The organism is Flavobacterium movens (genome assembly GCF_039581425.1).
Lineage (GTDB): Bacteria > Bacteroidota > Bacteroidia > Flavobacteriales > Flavobacteriaceae > Flavobacterium > Flavobacterium luteolum.
The window spans coordinates 330,457-356,162 of record NZ_JBCPXY010000001.1 but is presented as its reverse complement, the minus strand read 5'-3'; the positions used below and the strand labels follow the sequence as shown (position 1 = coordinate 356,162).

Below are 25,706 nucleotides of genomic sequence, written 5' to 3'. Positions count from 1 at the left end.
ATTAGGATTGAAAACGCTTAAGATCTTTGAAAGAATTTCAAAAAACTCCTTCATAAAACAGAGTTTAGGAACTTTGGCTTTGCGAATTTTCGGAGTTCTTTTGTTATTTGGTTTCACGGTGTTTTTAACAAAATCATACAGTCCAAAATTGGTCGGGCAGTATGATTTTGTGCGTTCTTATCTTTTGGCAGTTGGAAGTATTTGTTTATTAGGTTTCGATCAGTCTATTTTATATTTTAAAGGAAGACTGGCAAGTCAGAATGAGCTTAGACAATTAAAAAAAGTATATTTAAAAATGGTGAATATGCTATTTTTAACTTCAATATTAATTCTAATTGTTTTTCTTCTTATCGATAAAAAGAGAATCAATACTTATTTTCTTGATGATGAGGTTTATTCTATTCTTTTAAAAAGTTCTGTTATATTATTTTTTCATGGATTGTCGCTTTTAAATACTGAAGTTTTCAGAGCGATGGACAAATTGTATGTTGCTGAATTGTTTCGAAATATTATCAAATATATTCCGCTAATAATTGGCTCTGTTGTTTTGTTTTTTTGGCATTTAGAAACGTATTTGGTAGATGTTTTTTTAATTGGTTTTGTTTTTTTGGCAATTATAAGCTCTGTTTTAATATTCATTTACTTTAATAAAACGGAGAAGGTAACAGAAGAGGTTTTTACTTCAAAAGAGATTTTTACAAAATCATATCCCATAGCAATAAGTGGAATGGCATTGTTCCTATTGATGTGTTTTGATATCATGTTTTTAAAGAAATACAAAAACGATGAAACAGTTGCTTTTTATTCTGTTGGGGTTAAACTAATGACAATTGTTTCAGTTATAATTGTAACCATTAACATTACTGTTTCTTCAAAAATTTCAGAGTTTTTTGCAAGTAAAAACATAGTAGAATTAAAAAAAGTAGTTAGAAAAAGCGTTCGATTAATCTTTGGAATAACGTTTCCGGTTATTCTTTTGATGTGTGTTTTTTCAGAATATATTTTGTCTTTTTTTGGACATCAATATATTGCTGCACAAGTGCCTTTTTTAATTCTTATTATAGGTCAGGGAATTTGTTCTGTATTTGGATCTGCTCCGGTTTATTTAAATATGACCGGAAGGCAACATATATTTCAGATCATTTTAATTATAGCAGTTGTAATTAACTTTATTTTAAATCGATTTTTAATTCCGATGTATGGAATGACTGGAGCCGCAATTGCATTTGTTTCTAGTTCTTTTTTCTGGAATTTTGTGTCAACAGTTTTTATCTACAAAAAGGATAAAATAAAAATTTTTTTGCATTAAAGTACAATTATGAAAATAATACAAATTATAAACAGGTTTGATTCGGGAGGCGCTGAAAAGTTGCTACTGGAAACCATTCCTCTTTATAATGCCAAGGGAATTCATGTTGATCTTTTGTTACTAAACGGAAAAAATTTACCTTTTTTAAAAGCTTTAAAAGCTCAAAATTGTTGTAATATTTATTCTTTAGGCTCATATTCGGTATATAATCCAATTCAGATTTTTAGAATGATATCTTTTTTGAAAAAATACCACATAGCTCATGTCCATTTATTTCCGTCTCAATATTGGATTGTATTGTCAAAAATTATTTCTTTCTCAAAAATAAAAATTATTGTAACAGAACATAGCTCTTCCAATCCTCGTATTAAAAGTTTTTTTTTCAGTAAAATTGATCGATTCATGTATCGATTTTATAATAAAATAATTTGTATTACGGATGAGGTTTACGAAATAATACAATATCATACAAAATTGCCTAAGAACAAATTTAAAGTCATTGAGAACGGAATTAATTTGAAAGTAATTTACAATGCGAAACCTTACTTTAAAAAAGAAATTTCAGAGTTATTGAATGAACAAGACACTTTATTAATTCAAGTAGCAAGATTTAGTAAACATAAAGATCCTGAAACAGTAATTAGAGCAATGAGATTACTACCAGATAATTTTAAATTAATTTTTGTTGGTGATGGTAATTTGAAAGAAGAATGCGAAAAAAGAGTTCAAAAATTGGGATTAGAGGGTAGAGTTATATTTTTGGGCGAAAGAATTGATGTTGATCGTCTTTTAAAAACGGCAGACATTTCTATTCTAAGCTCAAATGGAGAAGGTTTTGGTTTGGTGGCAATAGAAAGTATGGCTTCAGGGAAACCTTTTATTGGTTCAAATGTTATAGGATTATCAAGTTTAGTAAAAGGATCGGGAATTTTGTTTGAAAAAAGGAATGAACAGGAATTAGCAGATAGTATTAAAAAATTGATCGAAGATGATGGTTTTCGTATAAATGTTATTAATGCTTGTCAGTTAAAAGCGAAACAATTTGATATCGAAGTAATGGTAGAGAAACATATAAAATTATATAAAACAGTTATAGAAGGATGCAATTTTTAGTCAAAAAAAGTAGAGTCGCATTTTTTGTGATTGTAGTAGCAAATTTATTTGTTGCAATGCTGTCTTTTTTTGTTTTACCTCCAAAGTTTTTCTATGACGCTGCTGTAATTGTTTATGATAAATACAATGAAATAGGCTATTTTGGTAGTTATCCATTGACTATTTTGTTTTATAAAGTTACAGGTCTCCGCTATCTTCCATTTCCAGTAATTGCACTTATACAATTCCCTATTCTGATGTATGTTCTGTATAAAATAGGAATTCCAGATTCTTTTGAAAAAATAAATGTAAAAAATGCGATCGTTTATTTAGGATTTTTTATGATTGCTATTTTTATTGCAATGCCTTCAAAAGAGTTTATTACTTTTTTATTCATTTCTGCAATTATATTTCTGTGTAAAAACAAACCTTATTCCTTTCAAAAAACTGTTCTTTTATCCGTATTTCTTTTTATACTTTTTGGAGCTTTATATAGGCCTTATTTTGCTCTGATTCCTATAATTGCTGGAGGAATGTATTTGATAAGTTTTATCAATTTTAAAAACAAAACCGTATCAACGATTTTTTACGGATTATTGATTGTCTTTTTTTTATCGTTGAGTTATGGAATTTTAAAAGGAGAATACTTTTCTGAAATGAGCCGTGAAGTGGTCAATAAAGAACGTATAGGTTCTCCAGATGCAAATTCGATGATTACTCCGCCTTTAAAACCAGATACTTGGTATGGAGAAATGGTTGCTATTTTTTACGGATTTTTTACCGTTAATATTCCATTAAATGGTTTAAAACATATTTTATCACCTCAAATTGTTTTATTTGTAATTTGGCAGCTTTTGCTTTTTTACATTTTAATAGTTCGCTTTGCTAAATGTATAAAACACAGAAAATATTATAAATATGAACTTTTCATTTTTTTTATATTGTTTTCGTTTTTTATTACCCAAGGAGTTTTCGAGCCCGATTTAGGTTCGGCGATGAGACATAAAATAGGCATTTTTCCGTTAATTTATTTTGCATTATATCATGAACATTTCCGAAAAGAACTTCAATAAAATCTTCCATGTTTTTTTGTGTTTGATTGCCATTTTGATGATCTTTAGAAAGCCATGCTCAATATTGATTGTAGTATTTGCTGCATTTAATTTAGTTTTTTTCAAGAAATTGCATTACACAAAAATCATACTGATTTTGATGACTTGTATTGCTTCTCCGGTAATCCTTGAATTGTTGCTTTTCTGGAATAATGATTCTTTAGCAAAAGGATTAAAAGCGATAGAAAAAAGTACTTCTTTAATAATTTTTCCATTATTTATAATTGGAAATTTTCAGAGGATAAATTTTTTGAAATTAGTTCAAACCTATGTTTTCGGAACAACTTTGATTTTACTTTTTTTCTTTATTCGATTTAATGTTTTGTATCAAGATTTGATGCATAAATACTTAAACGGCATACATTTATGGGAAATGGGATATCAATTTGGAAATAGTATAGGGATTCATGCTCCAGCATTAAATATGCATTTGGCTTTTGTTACCATTTCTGCTTTTTATTTTGTGATTAAGAGTTTTAAAGATCATGAAAAATCTAAACTCAAAGTAGTGAGAATAATAGTCTTTATTCTTTCTTTTTTCTTTGTGTTGTTTGTTAATACGAGAATGGCTTTGGTAAATGTTTTTATCGGATTTTTAATTGTTCTTTTTTATGCCGTTAAGCAGGATAATTTTAGAAAAATAGCGTTAAGAGGGCTGCCTTTATTAGTTTTACTAATTGCTGTTTTATTCTTATTTGTTCAAAAAGACCCATACATGAAAGAAAAATATTCAAGTGTTAGTTTTGCTTATATGGACAAAGTGGGAAAGCTTGATGAGATTGATCATCCAGAGGTTAAGGTTTTTAACTCTTTGGTTACCAGAGTATCTATATGGAAATCTGCCTGGGAATTGTCATTGAAAAATCTGCCTTTTGGTGTGGGAGCTTCAGATGGAAAAAACGAATTAAACAAATACTATGCAGCAACCAATCAGAAGTTTTTGGCAAAGTATGAATTCCCTACTCACAATCAGTTTCTTGATTTTTTGTTGAAGTTTGGAATTCTTGGGCCTTTGGTAGTATTATTTTATATTTCTATAATTGGATATCTGGGATTTGATTTAAAGAATCCTATTGTAATTTCGTTTTTCGTAATCTTTTTTACCTCAAATCTAATGGATGATTTTTTACTTCGTTTTGATGGAATTGCTTTCAGCGGGTTTTGGTTATCCATTTTTTCAAGTTATTGGCTGCAGCAAAAATCAGCTCTTGTAAATTGCAACTAGTTCTTCAAAGTTTTTATTTTTATCGAATAACTCTGAGCATCTTTCAAAAGCTTTTTTAGCAAAAAGATTTCGATTTTCTGCATAGCTAAGAGTTTCAAAATAAGGTTTTAATTCTGAGATTTCATCAAACAGAAATCCAGTTTCATTATGGATGACAATATCTTTATTACCAATTACATTACTGACAATAACAGGTTTTTCTAAAGCCATTGCTTCTAAAACGGCAATTGGCAGCCCTTCCCATAATGAAGTTTGTAAATAAACATCAATGCTATTTAATTCTTTCAGAATACTTTCGCGATCAAAAAACCATCCTGTAATTTTTATATTAGAAGCTGTAAGTAAAGAATTTAACTCACCATCTCCAATCCATACAAAATTAAAATCTGGAAAATTGAGGGCTATCGAATTAAAAAGAGGTGGATTTTTTTGATATGTTATTCTGCCTAAAATCCCTACAGTAAGCTTATCATTTTTATTTTCAACAAAACTTTCACGTATATTCTCAATATCAACACCATTGCGAACCAATTTTGACTTACCGATTTTTTTGGCAATTTCAAACTCAGTATCGCCACAGGCAATAGTTATACCTCCAAATATAGCTTGGATACTTTTTTCTATAAACCAATATATTTTTCGAATGGGTTTTGAAATATCTGTTCTAAGAAAAGAATAACCGTGTGGAGAATAATAAAGTTTCTTTTTCTTAAATAGAAAGAAATAGGCAATCCTGCCTAAAACACCTGCTTTTGATGAATGAAGGTGAATAATGTCTGGATTTATTTTTTTCAGCTCTTTAGTTAACCGAATTACAGATTTTAGATCTTGAAGAGGAGAAAAACTTCGCAGCATATTAATTTCTACTAAATTAATGTTGCTAGAAAGTTCAGATTTAATTTTTTCTCTGTCTATTTCTTTACGATTTGCACTGTAAATTATTGTAGTATCAATGCGACTTTTTATTTCATCCTCACCAAAATAAGTTGATAAATCATTAAAATAAGTATAAACGCCTCCGCCAAGGGCTTCTATGATATGTACAACTTTCAATGCAAATTGATTTAATTCTTGGTAAAAATAGATAAATTGATATGAACTGTAGTCTGAAATACCAAAACTTCTTTTATTGGATGGTTTTATATCTAATTTAAAAGGCAGATATTTGTGCATCTTTAAAATTTATCATGAAAAGAATACTTATCACTGGAGCGGCAGGATTTTTAGGATCACACTTATGTGACAGATTTATCAAAGAAGGTTACTTTGTAATCGGAATGGATAATCTGATTACGGGAGATCTTAAAAATATTGAACATTTATTCAAATTAGAAAACTTTGAGTTTTATCATCATGATATCACCAAATTTGTTCATGTTCCAGGCGATTTAGATTATATATTGCATTTTGCTTCGCCAGCAAGTCCGATTGATTATTTAAAAATTCCGATTCAAACTCTTAAGGTAGGATCTTTGGGAACACACAATTTATTAGGATTGGCAAGAGTAAAAAAAGCAAGGATTTTGATTGCGTCTACTTCAGAAGTTTATGGAGATCCGTTGGTTCATCCTCAGACAGAAGAATATTACGGAAACGTAAATACAATTGGTCCTCGAGGCGTTTATGATGAAGCAAAACGTTTTCAGGAATCAATTACAATGGCATATCATACGTTTCACGGAGTAGAGACCAGAATTGTACGTATTTTTAATACATACGGACCAAGAATGCGACTGAACGACGGACGTGTAATTCCTGCTTTTATTGGACAAGCTTTGCGTGGAGAAGATTTAACGATTTTTGGTGACGGAATGCAGACGCGTTCGTTCTGTTATGTAGACGATCAAGTTGAAGGTATTTACAGATTATTGCATTCAGATTACGTTTATCCAGTAAATATTGGAAATCCAGATGAAATCACTATTAAAGATTTTGCAGAAGAAATTATAAAACTGACAGGAACGAACCAGAAAGTGGTGTATCATCCACTGCCGATAAACGATCCGTTACAGCGTCAGCCAGACACAACAAAGGCAAAAGAGTTATTAGGCTGGGAAGCAAAAGTTAACAGAGCAGAAGGAATGAAAATAACTTATGAGTATTTCAAATCATTATCTCCTGAAGAATTGGCTAAAGAAGAACACAAAGATTTTTCAAGTTATATTAAATAATACTAAGCATAGCTCGAATTTTAATTAAATTCGGGCTATTTTTTAAATAAACTTCCCCAAAAACAATTAGCATCAATGAACGAATTAGTTTCTATTATTGTACCAACATATAATACCGAAAAGTTCATTAAATCGACAATTGAGTCAGTTCAAAATCAAACTTATGCAAACTGGGAGATGATTTTGGTCGATGATGCTTCAACAGATAATACGCCTTTAATAATTGAAGTTTTTGCTGTGCAAGACAGCCGTGTTAAACTTTTTAAATTATCAGAAAATAGAGGAAATGGTTTTGCTAGAAATGCAGCTTTAGAGAAAGCTACAGGAAAATATATCGCCTATTTAGATGCTGATGATTTATGGTTTCCTACTAAATTAGAAAAGCAAATACAATTTTTAAAAGCAAATAATTTGTACTTTACTTTTAGTTATTATGATTCTATCGATGAAGAGGGAAATAATTTGAATAGAAGGGTTGAGTCTCCAAATCCATTAACTTATAAAGAATTATTTTTCTGTAATTATGTAGGTAATTTGACGGCTATTTATGATGTCGATTATTTCGGAAAAATTATTCTTGAAACTTCACAAAAACGCCAAGATTGGAGAATATGGCTTACGATTTTAAAAGAAATTAAAATAGCCAAACCAGTTCCAGAACCTTTGGCATTTTATAGAATTAGAAAAGATTCTGTTTCTTCATCCAAATTTAAATTGATTAAACACAATTTTGGTGTTTACAGAGAATTTCACGGATACAATCTCGTTTTTTCTATTTTGTTGATGATGAGGTTTTTGTTTACTCAGTTGATAATCAAACCAAAGTATATTAATAAATCTTAAGATTTAACTTTTTTCAAGGTCACAATTTGTGACCTTAAAGAATTATTTTTTATAGCCAATCTTTACTCTTTCAGATTCATTTTCTTTTTTTTCAGTCAATTCATCTAAATAAGAAAAGACCAATTCAATATTTTTATCGTGATTTTCTAACTTCTTCTGAATCTGAAGAATATCAACTTTAATTTCGGTTGTATCCAAAAGCATTTGTCTCACTTTCGTAAAAATCCTCATAATTTGAATATTGGTTTGAATTGCTTTGTCGCTTTTTAAAATGCTTGAAAGCATCATAACGCCATGTTCAGTAAAAGCCATTGGTGCATATCGCAAACCAATCTTATCAGAATTGGAGGTCACAAATTGTGACCTCCAATTCTCAAATTCTGATTTATCTAGTTCAAACATGAAATCTTCGGGAAATCTAGACAAATTCCTTTTTACAGATTGTTTAAGAACTTTAGTTTCTATTCCATACAGAATTGCCAAATCACGATCAAGCATCACTTTTTGACCGCGGATAAAATATATTTTATTTGAAATTGTTTCTTCAGAAAGTAAAGATTGCTCTTCCATAAGTTTTTAATTAGAAAAACAAATGTAAGGTTTTATTTATATTTATAAATACGATTTAAACTGTTTTAGTTTCCCGCGGTTGGTTCTTTCTAAAACCGTTTTTCTAGTAAAAGTGAAGTTTAAATTGGGTTCTAAATACAAATCGATAGCTTCTTTTATTTTTTGAATTTGTTCTGAAACTAATTCTTTTTCAGCAATATATTCAATTTCAAAAGTATCAATTTTGGTTTGTTTGATAATGAATTCTTTTACGTTTCCATCGTCTTCAATTATGCTTTTGGTTACATAATAAAATGTCAAACCTGGTGATTTTTTTCCGCTTGGTAAAATCGCAAGATCATTTGTTCGGCCAATTAGTTTTTTTAAAATTGGTTTTTGAGGAGTACTTTTTTCGTCCAGAATTCCAATGTCACCAATTTCATATCTTATAAAAGGGGTTGCTTTATTGAAGAGCGAAGTAATTACAATTTTTCCTTCCGTTCCATGTGGAAGAGGATTGTTGTTCTCGTCTAAAATTTCTACAAAGAGGGTTTCTGAATTTATTTGCCATTCTCCTTGAGGGTTTTCAAAAGCAATTAAATCCAATTCAGATGCGCCGTATTCACTAATAATTGGAATTCCGAATTGTTTTTCTAGTAATTTTTTATCCATTTCAAAAAGCATTTCTGACGTAACAAAACAAGCTTTTAAAGTTGGACAGACTTCTTTTAAAATGATGTTTTTCTGTGCTAAATATTTAGCAAATAAAACAATCGAACTCGTGTAACCATTGATATAATCAAATTTTTTAATTCTGAATTTCTGTAGAAATTTTTCTAAAACATCATCAGACAAATCAAAAACAGGAAAACGATAACGATGTGTTAAAAAGTCTTTGAGACGCTCTTTTTGATAACCAATAAGATCCATTGGAATTCCGTAAAAACGTGCTTGATAGGAATGATTAAAATCGATTCCGAACCAACCAAAGCGCATAATATTCGAAGCCCAAGTCAAGGCATGGCAATATTTATCTTTAGCAAAAACAAAAGGAGTTCCGCTTGATCCCGATGTTTTGTTGAGGTAAATGTTTTTTTTTGAATAACCTTTAGAAAGCCTTTCTTCGAGTGTTTTTTGAAGATTTTGCTTATTTAAGACAGGAAGATCATTCCAATTTTTAATCTTTTTGTTTTCCACCAAATCGCAATAAAAAGAATTGTTATTTAAATGAAAATCAACAATTTCTTTCTTTTTATTTTCAAGAAATGTGACGTATTCTTCTTCAGAAAAACGAACAATTTCACACAATTCGCTTTTTGCTTTCTTTATAGGAAAACCATTTAATTTTAGTGAAAGATCAAAAAGGTGAATCATGATATTTTTAAAACAATATTTATACTTCCGGCCGTCAACTCTTTTTCTGAATATTTCAAGAAATCTTCATGTAATTTTAAACTTTTAAATTTTTGTTCTTGAGGAGAGTTTGGCATTGGATTGTCATGAGAAATATAAACAATTTCTAAATCTAAAGAATTGAAAATATCTAGATATTGAGGAAGCCTTAATCTATTATGATAATCAAATCTTGTTTGGATACTATTCCATTCTTCAGAACTATATTTCAAAAATTCTTGAAGAGACAAAGATTTATCAGAATATGCCCTGTGATCACTTGGAGAAATAAAATGTACAATATAAGATCCTTTTGGTAAAGAGTTCTTAAATTTTTTATGCATTTCTTTTATATCCATAGGAGTTACGTGCTCTAGAACAAATCTTGAAAAAACAATATCTGCTTTAGGAATTTCGGCATCTATTATATTTTGAAATGGAAAATAATGAACATTTTCAGGTAACGAATATTGATTATTGCTTACAGTTATATCGCAATTATATATTTTTGAAAATAAAGAATTAAACCTCAGTATATTTTTTGTTTGATAATGCTTGTTTATATCAAAAGTGTAGACGTTTTTTAGTTTATACTTGTGAATTAGAATATATGGTGATATTGGTAACCATCCTGATCCTATTTCAATTGCAGATTTGTTTTGCGGATCAATTTTTAAATTTGAAAAAATTGAATCTAAAGAATTTAGCGTGTTTTCTGTACTTTTTAATTTTCCTTCAATATTTTTATTTTCAGATACATTTTGTAATTGATGATAGATTTTTGAACCCAGCGAATGTGGAAGAGTACTAAGAGCCTTGAAAATATATGTTTTTACGTAATGCTTCATCGTCAGATTTTTGTCAAAAATAATGTTTAGGAATTAGTAACAGTATAGAACCAACAACTTTTTAGAGATTTAATTATTTTTTACGTTCAAAAGCAATTATTTTTGCACCACAACTAAATATAACAACACCATGACAATTTTACTATTGGGATCAGGCGGAAGAGAGCATGCATTTGCATGGAAAATGACTCAAAGTCCGCTTTGCGAAAAACTTTTTGTAGTGCCTGGAAATGCAGGAACTGCTGCAATCGCTGAAAACGTTGCAATATCTGCAACTGATTTTGAAGCTGTAAAAGCATTAGTACTTAAAGAAAATATAAGTTTAGTAGTCGTAGGGCCAGAAGATCCGTTAGTAAAAGGTATTTATGATTATTTTAAAAACGACGAAAGTTTAAAAAATATCCCAGTTATTGGACCATCAAAATTAGGTGCACAATTAGAGGGAAGTAAAGAATTTGCAAAAGAATTCTTGATGAAACATAATATTCCAACTGCAGCCTATGACAGTTTTACTGCTGAAACAGTCGAAGAAGGATGTAAATTCCTTGAAACCTTACAGCCTCCTTTCGTTTTAAAAGCAGATGGATTAGCGGCTGGAAAAGGTGTTTTGATTATTCAAGATCTTGAAGAAGCAAAAACAGAATTACGCAATATGCTGGTTCATGCTAAATTTGGAACAGCAAGTGCAAAAGTGGTTATTGAAGAATTTTTGGACGGAATCGAATTAAGCTGTTTCGTTTTAACTGATGGGAAAAGCTATAAAATTCTTCCAACAGCTAAAGATTACAAACGAATTGGCGAAGGCGATACTGGTTTAAATACAGGTGGAATGGGAGCGGTTTCTCCAGTTCCTTATGTTGATGCTGTTTTGATGGAAAAAATCGAAACGCGCATTGTAAAACCAACTATCGAAGGTTTTCAGAAAGATGGAATTGAATACAAGGGATTTGTGTTCATTGGTTTAATCAATGTAAAAGGAGAGCCAATTGTTATTGAATACAATGTGAGAATGGGAGATCCTGAAACTGAAGTTGTGGTTCCGAGATTAAAATCTGATTTAGTTGAATTGTTTTTGTCTGTTGCAGATCAGAAATTAGGAGACTTTAATTTAGAAGTTGATCCAAGAAGTGCAACAACTGTAATGGTCGTTTCTGGCGGATATCCTGAGGATTTTGAAAAAGGAAAAGTAATTTCTGGATTAGAAAATGTGACAGATTCGATAGTTTTTCACGCAGGAACAAAATTGGATAACGAAAATGTCGTTACTAATGGAGGACGTGTAATTGCTGTAACATCTTATGGAGACAATTTCCAAGAGGCCATAAAAAAATCTTATCAAAACATAGATAAACTAAGCTTTGATAAGATGTATTTTAGAAAAGATATCGGTTTTGATTTAATCTAAAAATAAAATTCACAAGCCCTTTTTAATTAAAGGGTTTGATTTTTTATTTTAAAAATGAATGAGCCGTTGTATCTTGGTTTTCTGTTCCAGCGTCATCAAAAATACGTAATTGTTTAATCCAATAAACGATTGCGCATGCACAGATGATCATGAAAATCCAGTTAATAGTGTTTGCACCAAACCATGTAATTAATTCCAAACGACGTAAAAAGTCAAGAGGAGCAAACAAAATGTTAACGAATAAGTATTGTATTCCTTCAAAAAAAGCTGTCATAATTCTTTAAAATTATATGTTATTTATTGTTGTGTAATGCTTTGAAGATAAAATTCTTTTAAACGAATCTTTTTTCAACTTGTTCTGTTTTCCTTTCAAACAAGTATTATCTTTACAATCACAAAAGTATAAAATATCCTTATGATAACAAGTGTTTTTAAAAAATCTACGCCATTAAATTATTCATTGGTTGTAATTTTAATACTGGTTTTCTTTTTTATGTTCCAAATTAAAGACCCTTCTTGGGTTACTTCTTATTTTTTGGCTTTTCAAAAAGTGAGTTTGGTATGCTTTATTTTGGCTTCTTTTTTTATGATTAATTTCATTGTAAAAAAGAACGGACTCAGTAAAGACAATGGTTACGCGATACTTTTTTATTTATTGTTTATTTTATTTTTTCCAACAATATTTAATGATTCAAATGTTATCTATGCCAATTTTTTTATTTTATTGGCACTTCGAAGATTGATTTCGCTGCAATCTCTGAAAGCATCAAAAGAAAAAATATTTGATGCTGCATTTTGGATTTTTGTAGCTTCTTTATTTCAATTTTGGAGCGTTCTCTTCTTAATATTGGTTTATATATCCATTATTTTTCACGTTTCAAGAGATTATAGAAACTGGGTTCTTCCATTTATAGCATTTTTGGCCGTTGCGATTTTATTTTACATGACATCATTAATTTTCAATTTTGATGCTGTAGCCTTCATTCAGGAAAGAGCTGTTATCGATTTTAGAATTGATTATTTTAAGAATAATTATGAAAATGCAGCACTTTCAATATATACCGCTGTAGCTTTGTTTTTTGTTACTTCGATGTTAATGACATTGTCAAACAGACCGCAAATTGTACATTCTTCGTATAAGAAAATTGTAGCTTGCTTTTTTATAGCGGCTTTTGTTTACATCGTTTCACCAAATAAAAGTAACGATTTATTATTGTTCAGTATTGCTCCGTTAACCGTTATGGCAACAAGTCATATAGAATATATGCAGCAGAAACTGAATAACGAAATTGTTTATTACACGCTGATTGTGTGTAGTTTATTTACGTTTTTCTCTCAATTATAATTTACTTCCGTAAGCAAGATCGCCAGCATCGCCAAGGCCAGGAACAATGTAGTTTTTCTCATTTAGTTTTTCGTCTAGAGAAGCTACCCATAAATGACAGTTTTCAGGAAGATTTTCCTCAAGATAGGCTATTCCTTCTGGAGCAGCGATAACAACGATAATGTGCAGTTCTGTTGGAGAAGCATTCTCGATTAGTTTTTTATGAACAGCTACAATTGATTGCCCTGTAGCCAGCATTGGGTCGAGAAGCAAGACAGTTTTATTGTTTAAGTCTGAAATTGCCTGATATTCAACTCGAATTTCAAATTCATCATCATTGTTTGGGTGAAATCTGCAGGCAGAAACAAAACTGTTTTCGGCATGATCAAAATAATTTAAAAAACCATTGTGTAATGGTAATCCAGCCCGTAGAATAGGACATAGCACTAAGTCAGTGTCAATTTCGGTTGTTTTTTTGATTCCAAGTGGGGTTTGAATATCTACATTTTTATAAGGTAAAATTTTGCTTAGTTCATAAGCCATAATTTCTCCAATGCGTTCAATATTTCTACGAAAACGCATGCTGTCATTTTGAACATTTACATTTCGGATCTGGCCTAAAAAATGATTTAATACGCTGTTGTTCTCAGAGATATAATGGATTTTCATACTATTTTTTTAGAAGAGCAATTGTTTTTTAAGAATAATTGAAAAATTGATGTTTTTTTTCAAAGTATAAAAGTATAAAAAGTATCTTTGTTTTATAAAAAAAATAAAAACATGTTTTCAAAATTAGCATATTCTGTTTTCGAGCAAAGCATCAAAGATTATCACCAATTTGATAATGTAGATCAGCCGATCAATAATCCTTATCCAAAAGATAAGTTCGAGCATTTGTTATATTTAAAAAATTGGATTGACACCGTTCAATGGCATTTTGAAGATATTATTCGTGACCCACAAATTGATCCAGTTGCAGCATTGACTTTAAAAAGAAGAATTGATGCATCAAATCAGGAACGTACTGATATGGTGGAATATATAGATAGTTATTTTTTGCAAAAATACAGAGATGTAAAAGTAAAAGATGGAGCAAAAATTAATTCTGAAAGTCCAGCTTGGGCTTTTGACAGATTGTCAATTTTGGCTTTAAAAATTTATCATATGCATGAAGAAGCAAATCGTGCAGAAGCTTCTCAAGAACACAGAGATAAATGTCAAGAAAAGTTAAATGTACTTTTAGAACAAAGAAGTGATTTATCAACTGCAATCGATGATTTATTGACCGACATTGAAAATGGAGACAAATTCATGAAAGTGTACAAACAAATGAAAATGTACAACGACGATGAATTGAATCCTATTTTATATCAAAATAAAAAATAATAATTTGGCAGACTTGTCTAGCAAAATTAAGCATATAGCCGTCATGAGACTATCCGCAATGGGAGATGTCGCCATGACGGTTCCTGTTTTACGAGCTTTTGTAAAACAATATCCAACGGTAAAACTAACCGTTATTTCTCGTCCATTTTTCAAACCTTTTTTTGACGGAATTCCGAATCTTGAATTTTTTGCTTTTGATGAAAAGGAAAGAAACAAAGGTTTTTTAGGTCTTATACGCTTGTATAAAGATGTGAAAAAATTGAAAATCGATGCTTTTGCCGATCTTCACAATGTTTTACGATCTAAGATTGTGAGTTTGCTTTTCGCTTTAAGCGGAAAAAAAAGAGCAACTGTAGATAAAGGACGCGAAGGAAAAAAAGAATTGACGCGAGAAGAAAACAAAATTTTCAAACAATTGCCAACCATGTTTGAAAGACATGTAAAAGTGTTTGAAGAATTAGGTTTTCCTTTGGATTTATCGAAACCAATATTTCCTGAAAAAGCAGTTTTAGGTTCTGATATTTTGCAAATTATCGGAAATGAAAATCAAAAACTTATTGGAATTGCGCCTTTTGCTCAGTACGATTCTAAAGTTTATCCTTTAGATTTAATGAAGGAAGTAATCGCAAAATTGGCCGAAAACTCAGCGTACAAAATTTTACTTTTTGGAGGAGGAAAGAAAGAAATTGAAATTTTAGATTCACTCTCAGAATCTTTTGAAAATGTAATTAATATGGCTGGAAAAATTAAATTTCAGCAAGAGTTACAATTAATAAGCAATCTTGATGTAATGCTTTCCATGGATTCTGGAAACGCACATATTGCAGCAATGTTGGGTGTAAAAGTTATCACGCTTTGGGGTGCGACGCATCCATACGCTGGATTTTTGCCATTCAATCAAAGTTTAGAAAATGCATTGACTTCAGACCGAAATCAATATCCAAAATTACCAACGTCAGTTTATGGCAATAAAGTTGTTGATGGATATGAAAATGCGATGAGGACAATTTTACCGCAAAGGGTTGTTGACAAAGTTGTAGAGCAGCTTTCATAAAAGACTAAAAAAGAGCTTTTTTGTAGCTTCGGAGAAGCAAAATATTTATAGCAAAGAATGTATCCACAAAGTAAAAGCTCCAGCGGAGCGACATATTATAAAAAAACATGTCGCTCCGCTGGAGCTTTTTTCTTTTGTTTTATTGTGATTCTATAAATGTTTTACCTCGATACGGTATTTGTTATGAACAATATTTTAAGCAATATTTTTGCTTAAATCATATCTTTCATTAGAATCTAGGAAAGAATATCCTATCGTTTTTCTTCTTTTTTTGTTTACTATGATGGAGACAAAATTATTTTTGTCTTCGGTTGACAATAGAATATGTTCAAATTTATTGGATGGATCTCTATAAATTTTATAAATTAAGTCGTGATCTTTAATTTTTTTAGATAAGACTTTAGCCGATTTAAGTTTGCTTACATAAGGCCAGATATTAAAAATATTCGAATCGGTCTTTTTAACTTCTACCATTTTTTCGGTCAAGGTTGAATTGTATTTTTCTCTTTCAAGCAACTTTGGACCTTTTTTGTTTTTCATTTTTATAATAACTGCCAGAACGCATAGCGAAGCAGTTACAACCAGCATAATAAATAGATATAGATGAAAGTGTTGTACGTGAGCTGTCATGATATTTCATGTTTAAATGTTTGACAAATTTGATTTAGCTCTGAAAATACTCAAACCACGAGATTGAGATTGCCATAATTATACCTCTAATTTAATGAAAATTTGGCAATATTTTGATAAAATTTTGCTTTTATTTCAATTAGAGCCAAATCTTCTCATCGCGACAGCGACGGTAGATATAACTTTTTAGATTTGCAATGGTTTCTTGGTAATTTGGCGCATCATAACCGTAACGTTCATGTTCCATTTGTTCTCTTTCAATGGCATCACATCCTTTTATAACTTCTTTGATCATGTCGAGTAAAGCAAGTTCTTTATTGTCGGTTTTTTGAAATTTAAGTTCAACAATATCATCCTGAAGTTCTTCACAATAATCAACTAGCTTAATAACTTCTGGTTCATCTAGAAGATATTCTTTGTTTCTAAAAATTTCTCGTACCGATTTCATAAACAATTAATTTTCAATTTTTTAAATTCCAAATTCCAAGTTACATCTTTGTCAAAGTTTTAAACTTTGACAAAGAGTAGAAACGCAATTAAACAAAAAAATTCCAAATCCCAATTGAAAGATTGGAATTTGGAATTTTTGATATTGGAGTTTGATAAGACTAGACGTCGTCGTAATCAACATAGATAGTTTCTGATGTTGGGTGTGCTTGGCAAGTTAAAATTAAACCTTCAGCAATTTCACTATCTGTTAAAATAGAATTTTTCGTCATTTCCGCACTTCCTGCGGTAACACGCCCTAGACAGCTGCTGCAAATTCCGCCTTGGCAAGAATAAGGAGCATCAACACCTTGTTTTAGAGCTGCATCAAGAATAGTTTGTTTTTTAGACATTTCGAAAGTAGTTTCCTCATCGTCTACCAAAACAGTAATTTTTGTATGCCCTTCTTGAGAACCTTGAATTGCATGTTCTTCAGAAGAAGAGGTAAATAATTCAAATTTGATAGCAGACTCTTTTACATTTTTCTCTTTCAAAACATTAGAAACAGTATTAATCATTTCTTCTGGTCCGCAAAGGAAAAACTTATCAAATTGAAGTTCTTTGTGTTTGTTGTTTAAAACATAATTTACAGCCGATTTTTCAATTCTTCCAAATAAAGCATTTTCAGCTTTTGCTTGGCTGTATACATAATGCACAAAAAATCTGCCTACATATTGTAATTGCAGATCATGAAGTTCTTGATGAAAGATTGTACTTTCAGGAGTTTTGTTTCCGTAAACCAATACAAATGAACTCTTAGGTTCATTTTTAAGAACAGATTTTATGATAGAAAGAACAGGAGTAATTCCGCTTCCTGCAGCAAATGCTACATAATTTTTTTGTCTTTCGGCATCAGGTTCAAAAGTAAATTTACCTTCTGGCTGACCTACTTCAAGAACATCTCCTGCTTTCAGTTTTGTATTAGCAAACTGAGAAAAAAGACCATTTTTTACAGCCTTTACAGCAATTCTTAATTCGCCGCTATCAGGTGCAGAGCAAATAGAATAAGCACGTCTAATTTCTTGGTTATCAAGAGTTAATTTTAAGTTGATATATTGACCAGCTATAAATTTATAGTCAGATTTTAGTTCTTCAGGAACATTAAAAAGAATAGAAACAGCATCTGCAGTTTCTCTTTTAACCTCTTTAATAATAAGTTTTAAGAATGAAGGCATGATAGAATTTTTATGCAAAAGTAGCAAACCACTATTAAAATTTTAGCACGAAATTATTTTTTTTAACTTTTTTTGTAACGTTTTCCTACATTTGGTCTCTTACTACAAAAATACTAAACCATAAACCATGATTAAGAAGTTTATTTATCTCGAATGGAAAGCTTTTATTAGATCGGCATCTTTCGGTAAAAATCTGACAATGAAAATTATAATAGGTTTTTTAATGATCTATTTTTCATTAATTTTTATTAGTATGGGAGTTGGAGCATTTTATTTGCTCAAAGAAATGAAATTGGAACCATTGGTAACCGTAAACAAATTTCTGATTTACTATTTTTTATCCGATTTAGTAATTAGGTTGCTATTGCAGTCAATTCCAGTTCTGAATATTAAGCCATTATTGGTTCTTCCTTTAAAAAAAACAACGATAGTTCATTTTTCTTTAGGCAAAACGATTTTATCTTTCTTTAACTGGATACATGCATTATTTTTTATTCCGTTTACAGTTGTCTTAATTTTAAACGGATACGATGTTGTTCAAATTATTTTTTGGCATTTGGGAGTAATGTCAATAATCTACATCAACAATTTTCTAAATATTATTTTAAGCAATATTGACAAACTATTTACTTTGTTTTTGGTACTTATTGTGGCTTTAGGATTGGCGCAGTATTATCAATTATTTAATATTACCTTATTTACGACTCCATTTTTTCAAAGTTTTTACGACATAGACGGCCTATTTTTGATTCCTGTCCTAGTATTAATTGTATTGCATATTTTTACTTTTAAATACTTCGAAAGAAATTTATATCTTGATGCTGGGCTTTCTGTAAAACAAGATGAAGCTTCTACAGAAAATCTTTCTTGGCTAAATCAGTTTGGGACTTTAGGGACTTTTCTTAAAAACGATATCAAACTCATTAAAAGAAATAAAAGATCCAAAACCACTATTGTAATGAGCGTGATATTTTTATTCTATGGATTGATTTTTTTTGGAAATACACACCAGCCACAGGCCATGCAAATCTTTGCAGGAATATTTGTTTCAGGAGGATTTCTGTTTGTTTTTGGGCAATTTGTTCCAAGCTGGGATAGTTCGTATTATCAATTAATGATGACACAAAATGTTCCGTATAGAGGTTATATTACAGCCAAATGGTGGCTTATTGTTATTGCAACTTTTATCTCGACTATACTGGCTTCTTTTTATCTCCTTTTTGGATGGGAATCTTACTTAACTATTATAATTGGAGCAATCTATAATATTGGTGTAAACTCACATTTAGTACTTTTAGGAGGTGCATTTACAAAAACGCCTATTGATTTAAGTAGTGTTGGCGGTGCTTTTGGAGATAAAAAAGCATTTAACGTAAATGCAATGCTCCTTTCGCTTCCTAAAGTTTTTTTACCATTGCTATTATATTGGCTTGGATTACATTATGGAAATAAGACTGTAGCATTGAGCTTGGTTGCAGGAGCTGGTATCTTGGGTTTTATACTTAAAGAAAAAGTATTTTCAATAATCGAAAAGAGATATAAAATAGAAAAGTACAGTACAATAAGTGCTTATAAACAAAAGGGTTAATTAGATAATTTACCAATTAGAAAATGAGATAATTATCTCTATTTTAAATCTAAAATCTGAAATCAACAATCTAAAAATTATTATGATACAAGTAAATCAGCTTTCAAAAATATATAACGGAACAACAGTTTTAAACATTAGCAATTTAGAAATTCCTAAAGGACAAAGTTTTGGTTTGGTAGGAAATAATGGAGCAGGAAAAACAACTTTCTTCAGCTTACTTCTAGATCTTATTCAGCCTTCTACTGGATATATAAAAAGTAATGATATTCAAGTGAATACAAGTGAAAACTGGAAATCGTTTACAGGTTCTTTTTTAGATGAAAATTTCCTTATTGGCTATTTAACGCCAGAAGAATATTTCTATTTTATTGGAGATTTAAGAAATCAGAACAAAGCAGATATTGATGCATTGTTGGTGAAACATGAAGAGTTTTTTAACGGTGAAATTTTAAAGAACAAAAAATATCTTCGTGATTTGTCTAAAGGAAATCAGAAAAAAGTAGGAATCATTGCAACGCTTATCGGAAACCCAGAAGTTGTAATTTTAGACGAGCCGTTTGCAAATTTGGATCCAACAACAGTTAGCCGATTAAAAAAAATAATTAGAGAATTAGCCGATAATCCGAATGTAACAGTTTTGGTTTCAAGCCATGATTTACAGCACACTGTAGAGGTTTGCGATAGAATTGTTGCCCTTAATAAAGGCGAGATAGTCAAAGACATTCAGACCTCAAAAGAGACCTTACAAGAATTAGAATTATTTTTTGCTGTGTAAGAATTTCTATATTTCAAAAAGAAGCGTATTTTTACAAGTGATTATACTAAAATTGGTTTTTAGTAGTTATGTGTTTTAAACTCTTTTCTATTGAAAAAGAATACTCTCAAATATAGTTTTATTCTCGTTTTTTTATTTTTTTTGATAGCTTGTTCTACCAAAAAAAACACCTTTTTGGCTCGAAGTTCTCACTCGATTGGGACAAAATATAACATCCTTTATAACGGCGGAATTGGCCTTGATAAAGGTTTAAAGTCTATTCAGGCCAATAACGAAGATAATTTTTGGAAACAGCTGCCAATAGAAAAAATGCAGTTTGATGAAAATTTTTCTGAAGGTGAAAAGGCAAAAAATCCTGATTTTGAAAAGGCTGAAACTAAAGCTACAAAAGCCATTCAAAAACACTCCATGAATATTGGCGGGAGGGAAAGAAACTGGCAGATGGATGAAGCGTACCTTATGCTTGGAAAAGCTAGATATTATGATCAGCGTTTTATTCCGGCAATTGAAGCATTCAATTATATTTTATACAAATATCCAGAAAGCAATAATATTTATACCGCAAAAATCTGGCGAGAAAAAACCAATATGCGTTTAGGCAACGATGCAATCGCGCTTAAGAATATTAAAATTTTACTTAAAAAAACAGATTTAGACAAACAGACTTATGCAGATGCCAATGCTCTTTTGGCGGAAGCTTTTTTAAATCTGGAGCAAAAAGACAGTGCTGTATCTAGACTTAGGGTTGCAGAACAATTTACAAAAAGTAACGAAGAACGAGCAAGATATCGTTTTATTCTTGGCCAAATGTATCAGGCAGAAGGAAAACGTGACAGCGCGATTTATTTCTACGACGCCGTTATTGATTTAAACAGAAAGGCAGATCGTAAGTATATGATGCATGCTTACGCAAAAAAAGCACAGATGTTTGATTATGAAAATGGTAATCAGGATTTGTTTATTGAAGCTTATAATAAGCTGGTAGAAAATCGAGAAAACCGTCCTTACTATGATATCTTATTTTATGAAATGGGAGTTTTCTTTGATAAAAATAAAGATCAGGAAAACGCACTTTTATTTTACAATAAATCATTAGGCAGAAAATCAAAAGATCCATATTTAATGGCTTCTGCATATAGAAATATTGGAAATATGTATTTTAAAAATACAGATTACTCAATGGCAGCCAAGTATTATGACAGTACTTTGGTAAAACTGGATCCAAAAACCAGGGAATTCGCTTATATAGAAAAAAACAGAAAAAATCTTGATGATGTAATTAAATACGAAGCGATTGCAAAACGTAATGATAGTATTATTAAGGTATACAATTTACCGCCGAACGAAAAGAAAGATTATTTTGAAAACTATATAGCTGAACTTAAAAAGAAAGATGAAGCAAAACGCCTTTTAGAAGAAAAAGAAAAAGAGCGATTAGCCAATATTGATCGAAATTCCCAAGCAGAGTTTTCAGGAAACGGAGCCGTTAATCCTAATTCTTTAGGTAAACCAGTAGAACCAGAAGGAAATGGCATGCCTCCAGGCAGTAACGATAATGCAAGTACATTTTACTTTTATAACCCAACAACGGTTGCTTACGGAAAACTACAATTTAGAAAAATGTGGGGAAGCAGAACATTGGGCGGAAATTGGAGATTGGCAGGAGTTCGATCTGCAAACGATGCAGCTTTGAATGATACTATTAATACTAAAGAAGTTGCCAACGCACTGAAAGATACCATTGTTCCTGAAAAATATACTGTAGCCTATTATGTAGAACAACTTCCAACTTCGCAAGCGGCTATGGATAGTATTGGTAAAGAACGTAATTTTTCATACTATCAATTAGGACTTATATATAAGGAGAAGTTTAAAGAATATAATCTGGCTAGTGATAAATTAGAACAGTTACTTAAAAATAATCCAGAAGAAAAACTGGTGCTGCCTTCTATGTATAATTTGTACAAAATTTATCAAATTACAAATCCAGCAAGAGCAGAAGCTATTAAGTCAGAGATTTCTTCGAAATATCCAGATTCGAGATATGCCCATATTTTAAATAATAAAGAAGAAGATCCAAATTCAAGTCCCGACAAAGAATATCAAAAATGGTATAAACTTTTTGAGCAGGAAAAATTCGATGAAGTCTTAGCCAATATTGACAATTTGATCAACCAATATTCGGGGGATGATATTGTATCGAAATACGAATTGCTAAAAGCTAATACTTTAGGAAAAGTAAATGGATTGGAAGCATATAAGAAAGGACTTGAAAACGTAGCAGATAATTACCCTAATAGTGAAGAAGGTAGAAATGCTAGAGAAATTCTAGAAAAGCAAGTTCCTGTTTTAGAGAAGCTTAGTTTTACAACAACCGACACTAAAAACTGGAAAATATTGTATCGTATTTCTAACAGCGATACAAAAGCAGTTAAAAGAATTGAAGAAGCAATAAGAGTATTTTTATTAGTAGAAAATTACGAAAGATTGACAACATCTTTGGATAAATACAATAAAACAGAAAGTTTTGTAGTTATTCATGGTTTAAAATCTGAGGCTTACGCAAATGATATTGCTGGAGTTTTCAGAGAAGATAAGAAATATAAAATTCCAGATCAAGCAATAATAATATCAAATGATAATTACAAAATCGTCCAAATCAAAAAGAATTTAGACGCATATTTGACCCCCAAAACCCCTTAAAAATCTTAACCGCCATGTTTGAAAAAGTAAAGAAAAATGGAACTGAACAATTAGGAAGAACAAATAGAATTGTAGAAGGAACATCAATAGTAGGAGACATAGTCTCGAAAGCCGATTTTAGATTAGACGGCGAATTGATTGGAAACTTTACTTCACAAGGTAAAATCGTGATTGGGGCCAAAGGAGCTGTTAAAGGAGAAATAATTTGTAACAATGCTGATATAGAAGGAGAATTTCATGGTAAAATAAAAGTTCTTGAAACTCTTAATATTAAATCTACTGCCCAAATACACGGAGAAGTGGCAGTAGGAAAACTTTCGATAGAACCAGGAGCTGACTTCACAGCAACCTGTACAATGCTTGCCCATTCAAATCCTGTAATCATGCTAGAAGATGGAAAAGGAGCCGAACAATAATAGGAGAAATAAATGGCTGGCATTTATTAACATTCCCTTTCAAATGGGAGTAATCATTTTTGTATTCTCCTATTTCGGAACTTGGCTCGATGAGAAACATCCAAGTCCAAAAGTTTATTACAACACTATTTTTGTGCTGGTGGGTGTTGGAGTTGCATTGTATAATGTAATCCGACAAGTAAATGATATCAATAAAACAAAGTAGTTTGCAAATAAAAATCGCTTGAGATAAAAATTGCATCTTTGCACTAAAATTATTTCAAATGCTTTCAAAAAATTACAAACCACTTTTTTACTTATTATGTCTTGCTTTAGGAACTTATATTATCCATAAAGCTGTTTTTTTATTTAGTGAAATTAATACGCAGCATTTTCATTACAGTTTAGAATTGCTGTATTTATCTTTCTTTGCGATCTCATCTTTATTATACTTTATATTGTTAATAGTAAAAAAGAAAAATTTTGAAATCGTCGGAATGACGTTTCTTTTCGGAACTTTTACACAAATGTTATTAGCCTATTTAGTTTTGCAGCCAATTTTAAAAAATCAAATTGGAGAAACCAATGTTGAAAAAGTCAGTTTTTTTATAACATTTGTGCTGTTTTTGTTATTTCAGACGCTTTTAACTATCCGATTATTAAATGAAAAGCCTTAAAATAACAATTCTTTAAAACAAGGTTTAAAAATAATTTTTCATATCCTTTTGAATATTAATAAAAAATGTACCTTTGCACCAAATTTTAGAAACGTAAAAAAATAAGATTTTCCAAGATATGGTGATTTCAAACAAACCACTCAGCTTTATTCTTGCTGCTTTTGTAGCTTCTCTACCGATTATGGGTTTTGCAAATCCAGAGAATGACTCGACGCATGTACAAACTGAAACTGCTCATGAAGAGAAAGTAGTTTCACATAATGCTCACGAAGAAGGAGAGCATGTTGCTCTTGATCCAAAGGCAAAAGTGGATGCATTTATTGATCACCACTTACAAGATTCTCATGACTTTGTTTTCTTCCAAGATGAGAAAGAAAACAAACACTACGGTTTTCCATTACCAGTTATTTTAATTGATGGTGGTTTAAAAGTTTTCTCTTCTTCAAAATTCCACTTCGGAGAAACAGTTGCAGAAGTTGACGGAAACTTCTACAAATTAGTTCACGGTAAAATTTACAAAACAGATGCAGCCGGAACAATTACTTTTAATGAGCACGGTCATCCAGAAAATGAAAAACCATTAGATTTTTCAATTACTAAAAATGTTGTTTCAATGCTTTTCGTATCAGTATTATTATTATTAATGTTTACTGGATTAGCAAAATCATATAAAAAAGGACCAATCCCAACAGGATTTGGTAGAGTTTTAGAACCATTAGTAATTTTCATCAGAGACGAAATTGCTGTTCCAAATATTGGAGAGAAAAAATACCGTAAATATATGGGTTACCTATTAACTGTATTTTTCTTTGTTTGGATCTTAAACTTATTAGGAATGACTCCGCTAGGAATCAACGTAACAGGAAACATTGCTATTACAGTTTGTTTAGCAGCCTTTACATTTATTATTACTCAATTTAGTGCAAACAAAGATTATTGGGGACACATCTTCTGGATGCCAGGAGTACCAGTTCCAATGAAAATTATCTTAGCTCCAATTGAGATTTTAGGAACATTAACAAAACCATTCGCATTATTAATTCGTTTGTACGCAAATATTACTGCAGGTCACGTAGTAATTATGAGTTTGATTGCAATGATTTTTGTTGGAAAGAATTTAGCAGCAGATTTGCCAATCTCATTAGGATTGACATTGTTTATCTCTGTTATTGAAATTCTAGTTGCATTTTTACAAGCGTTTATCTTCACAATGTTATCATCATTGTTTATTGGTATGGCTGTTCAGGATCATGATCACGCTCACCACCATGAAGACGAAACAGCGATTATTTAATTTTAGAAGTTTAATTTTATATATATAAATACTTATGGGAACAATTCCAACTTTAGTAGGTGCTGGTTTAGTAGTAATCGGTGCAGGTTTAGGTTTAGGTAAAATCGGTGGATCTGCTATGGACGCTATTGCTCGTCAGCCAGAAGCTGCTGGTAAAATCCAAACTGCGATGATCATTATCGCTGCTTTATTAGAAGGTTTAGCATTCGCTGCTTTAATCTTAGGAAAATAATAAAGAAAAAAATAACAGCATCTTTAACGGTTGGTTAA

At 30.7% G+C, this 25,706-nt stretch carries 27 protein-coding genes; 18 read left to right on the top strand and 9 right to left on the bottom strand.

The features are described 5' to 3' along the window. Positions 1-7 precede the first annotated feature (7 nt). From AAYQ05_RS01585 to AAYQ05_RS01570, 4 genes are all read left to right on the top strand, one after another. The gene (locus AAYQ05_RS01585) at positions 8-1,309 is read left to right on the top strand and encodes an MATE family efflux transporter (RefSeq protein WP_343540706.1); all 1,302 of its coding nucleotides are present in this window, start codon (positions 8-10) and stop codon (positions 1,307-1,309) included. Positions 1,310-1,318: 9 nt separating this feature from the next. Then, positions 1,319-2,422, top strand: coding sequence for a glycosyltransferase (locus AAYQ05_RS01580; protein ID WP_343540704.1), 1,104 nt, complete (start codon positions 1,319-1,321; stop codon positions 2,420-2,422). Between the two features lie 56 nt (positions 2,423-2,478). Continuing rightward, on the top strand, positions 2,479-3,474 hold the full coding sequence (locus AAYQ05_RS01575) for a hypothetical protein (protein ID WP_343540703.1): 996 nt from the start codon (positions 2,479-2,481) through the stop codon (positions 3,472-3,474). Positions 3,475-3,613: 139 nt separating this feature from the next. Continuing rightward, a complete protein-coding gene (locus tag AAYQ05_RS01570; RefSeq protein WP_343540702.1) occupies positions 3,614-4,738 on the top strand; it encodes an O-antigen ligase family protein in 1,125 nt (374 codons plus the stop codon). Here the strand turns inward: AAYQ05_RS01570 and AAYQ05_RS01565 are convergent. Next, positions 4,715-5,911, bottom strand: coding sequence for a glycosyltransferase (locus AAYQ05_RS01565; protein WP_343540700.1), 1,197 nt, complete (start codon positions 5,909-5,911; stop codon positions 4,715-4,717). The genes AAYQ05_RS01570 and AAYQ05_RS01565 overlap by 24 nt on opposite strands. Before the next feature lie 14 nt (positions 5,912-5,925). Between AAYQ05_RS01565 and AAYQ05_RS01560 the strand changes: the two genes are divergently transcribed. Together AAYQ05_RS01560 and AAYQ05_RS01555 are read left to right on the top strand one after the other, a co-directional pair. Beyond that, positions 5,926-6,909, top strand: a complete 984-nt coding sequence (locus AAYQ05_RS01560; protein WP_177211503.1) for a UDP-glucuronic acid decarboxylase family protein — start codon at positions 5,926-5,928, stop codon at positions 6,907-6,909. Positions 6,910-6,984: 75 nt separating this feature from the next. Further along, a complete protein-coding gene (locus AAYQ05_RS01555; RefSeq protein WP_343540699.1) occupies positions 6,985-7,752 on the top strand; it encodes a glycosyltransferase family 2 protein in 768 nt (255 codons plus the stop codon). Between the two features lie 42 nt (positions 7,753-7,794). Here AAYQ05_RS01555 and AAYQ05_RS01550 read toward each other — a convergent pair whose 3' ends face one another. From AAYQ05_RS01550 to AAYQ05_RS01540, 3 genes are read right to left on the bottom strand one after another with little or no spacing between them, the layout of a single operon-like run. Beyond that, positions 7,795-8,322 (bottom strand): ORF6N domain-containing protein, encoded by a 528-nt coding sequence (locus tag AAYQ05_RS01550; RefSeq protein ID WP_343540698.1) that lies wholly within the window; start codon positions 8,320-8,322, stop codon positions 7,795-7,797. Positions 8,323-8,364: 42 nt separating this feature from the next. Then, a complete protein-coding gene (locus AAYQ05_RS01545) occupies positions 8,365-9,675 on the bottom strand; it encodes a phenylacetate--CoA ligase family protein (RefSeq protein ID WP_343540697.1) in 1,311 nt (436 codons plus the stop codon). Next, positions 9,672-10,541: a hypothetical protein gene (locus AAYQ05_RS01540; protein ID WP_343540695.1), complete on the bottom strand. Its 870-nt coding sequence runs from the start codon at positions 10,539-10,541 to the stop codon at positions 9,672-9,674. The genes AAYQ05_RS01545 and AAYQ05_RS01540 overlap by 4 nt, the downstream gene beginning before the upstream one ends. Before the next feature lie 130 nt (positions 10,542-10,671). Here AAYQ05_RS01540 and purD point away from each other — a divergent pair, with 130 nt between their 5' ends. Next, the gene (gene purD, locus AAYQ05_RS01535) at positions 10,672-11,946 is read left to right on the top strand and encodes a phosphoribosylamine--glycine ligase (protein WP_281634380.1); all 1,275 of its coding nucleotides are present in this window, start codon (positions 10,672-10,674) and stop codon (positions 11,944-11,946) included. Positions 11,947-11,989: 43 nt separating this feature from the next. Here purD and AAYQ05_RS01530 read toward each other — a convergent pair whose 3' ends face one another. Further along, positions 11,990-12,220, bottom strand: a complete 231-nt coding sequence (locus AAYQ05_RS01530; protein WP_029271378.1) for a DUF6341 family protein — start codon at positions 12,218-12,220, stop codon at positions 11,990-11,992. Positions 12,221-12,361: 141 nt separating this feature from the next. Between AAYQ05_RS01530 and AAYQ05_RS01525 the strand changes: the two genes are divergently transcribed. Then, positions 12,362-13,291 (top strand): DUF6427 family protein, encoded by a 930-nt coding sequence (locus AAYQ05_RS01525; protein ID WP_343540691.1) that lies wholly within the window; start codon positions 12,362-12,364, stop codon positions 13,289-13,291. Here AAYQ05_RS01525 and upp read toward each other — a convergent pair. Further along, positions 13,286-13,939 (bottom strand): uracil phosphoribosyltransferase, encoded by a 654-nt coding sequence (gene upp / locus AAYQ05_RS01520; RefSeq protein WP_281634382.1) that lies wholly within the window; start codon positions 13,937-13,939, stop codon positions 13,286-13,288. The genes AAYQ05_RS01525 and upp overlap by 6 nt on opposite strands. A gap of 111 nt (positions 13,940-14,050) precedes the next feature. On the opposite strand from upp, the gene AAYQ05_RS01515 reads away from it, so the two are divergent. Together AAYQ05_RS01515 and AAYQ05_RS01510 are read left to right on the top strand one after the other, a co-directional pair. Beyond that, positions 14,051-14,656 carry a DUF4254 domain-containing protein gene (locus AAYQ05_RS01515; protein ID WP_177211496.1) on the top strand — a complete coding sequence of 202 codons (606 nt, stop codon included), beginning with the start codon at positions 14,051-14,053 and terminating at the stop codon, positions 14,654-14,656. A gap of 43 nt (positions 14,657-14,699) precedes the next feature. Beyond that, positions 14,700-15,710, top strand: coding sequence for a glycosyltransferase family 9 protein (locus AAYQ05_RS01510; RefSeq protein ID WP_343540689.1), 1,011 nt, complete (start codon positions 14,700-14,702; stop codon positions 15,708-15,710). A 195-nt stretch (positions 15,711-15,905) separates the two neighbouring features. Here the strand turns inward: AAYQ05_RS01510 and AAYQ05_RS01505 are convergent, their stop codons facing one another. From AAYQ05_RS01505 to AAYQ05_RS01495, 3 genes are all read right to left on the bottom strand, one after another. Further along, a complete protein-coding gene (locus AAYQ05_RS01505; RefSeq protein ID WP_343540688.1) occupies positions 15,906-16,340 on the bottom strand; it encodes a hypothetical protein in 435 nt (144 codons plus the stop codon). A 139-nt stretch (positions 16,341-16,479) separates the two neighbouring features. After that, complete coding sequence (locus tag AAYQ05_RS01500; RefSeq protein ID WP_343540687.1) at positions 16,480-16,788, bottom strand: hypothetical protein; 309 nt, start codon at positions 16,786-16,788, stop codon at positions 16,480-16,482. 160 nt (positions 16,789-16,948) lie between these two features. Continuing rightward, entirely contained in the window at positions 16,949-18,001 is a 1,053-nt protein-coding gene (locus AAYQ05_RS01495) for a 2Fe-2S iron-sulfur cluster-binding protein (RefSeq protein ID WP_343540686.1), read from the bottom strand. A 127-nt stretch (positions 18,002-18,128) separates the two neighbouring features. On the opposite strand from AAYQ05_RS01495, the gene AAYQ05_RS01490 reads away from it, so the two are divergent. From AAYQ05_RS01490 to atpE, 8 genes are all read left to right on the top strand, one after another. Further along, the gene (locus AAYQ05_RS01490; RefSeq protein WP_343540685.1) at positions 18,129-19,589 is read left to right on the top strand and encodes a DUF5687 family protein; all 1,461 of its coding nucleotides are present in this window, start codon (positions 18,129-18,131) and stop codon (positions 19,587-19,589) included. Positions 19,590-19,671: 82 nt separating this feature from the next. After that, positions 19,672-20,367, top strand: a complete 696-nt coding sequence (locus AAYQ05_RS01485) for an ABC transporter ATP-binding protein (RefSeq protein WP_343540684.1) — start codon at positions 19,672-19,674, stop codon at positions 20,365-20,367. A 90-nt stretch (positions 20,368-20,457) separates the two neighbouring features. After that, a complete protein-coding gene (gene porW, locus AAYQ05_RS01480) occupies positions 20,458-23,070 on the top strand; it encodes a type IX secretion system periplasmic lipoprotein PorW/SprE (RefSeq protein WP_343540682.1) in 2,613 nt (870 codons plus the stop codon). Between the two features lie 14 nt (positions 23,071-23,084). Further along, a complete protein-coding gene (locus tag AAYQ05_RS01475) occupies positions 23,085-23,486 on the top strand; it encodes a bactofilin family protein (RefSeq protein ID WP_343540681.1) in 402 nt (133 codons plus the stop codon). Further along, positions 23,464-23,691, top strand: a complete 228-nt coding sequence (locus tag AAYQ05_RS01470; RefSeq protein WP_125718565.1) for an AtpZ/AtpI family protein — start codon at positions 23,464-23,466, stop codon at positions 23,689-23,691. Before AAYQ05_RS01475 ends, AAYQ05_RS01470 begins: the two co-directional genes overlap by 23 nt. A gap of 58 nt (positions 23,692-23,749) precedes the next feature. Continuing rightward, the gene (locus AAYQ05_RS01465) at positions 23,750-24,142 is read left to right on the top strand and encodes a hypothetical protein (RefSeq protein WP_343540678.1); all 393 of its coding nucleotides are present in this window, start codon (positions 23,750-23,752) and stop codon (positions 24,140-24,142) included. Between the two features lie 118 nt (positions 24,143-24,260). Continuing rightward, positions 24,261-25,436, top strand: coding sequence for a F0F1 ATP synthase subunit A (atpB, locus tag AAYQ05_RS01460; protein WP_343540677.1), 1,176 nt, complete (start codon positions 24,261-24,263; stop codon positions 25,434-25,436). A gap of 34 nt (positions 25,437-25,470) precedes the next feature. Continuing rightward, on the top strand, positions 25,471-25,668 hold the full coding sequence (gene atpE / locus AAYQ05_RS01455; RefSeq protein ID WP_008465835.1) for an ATP synthase F0 subunit C: 198 nt from the start codon (positions 25,471-25,473) through the stop codon (positions 25,666-25,668). Positions 25,669-25,706 lie beyond the last annotated feature (38 nt).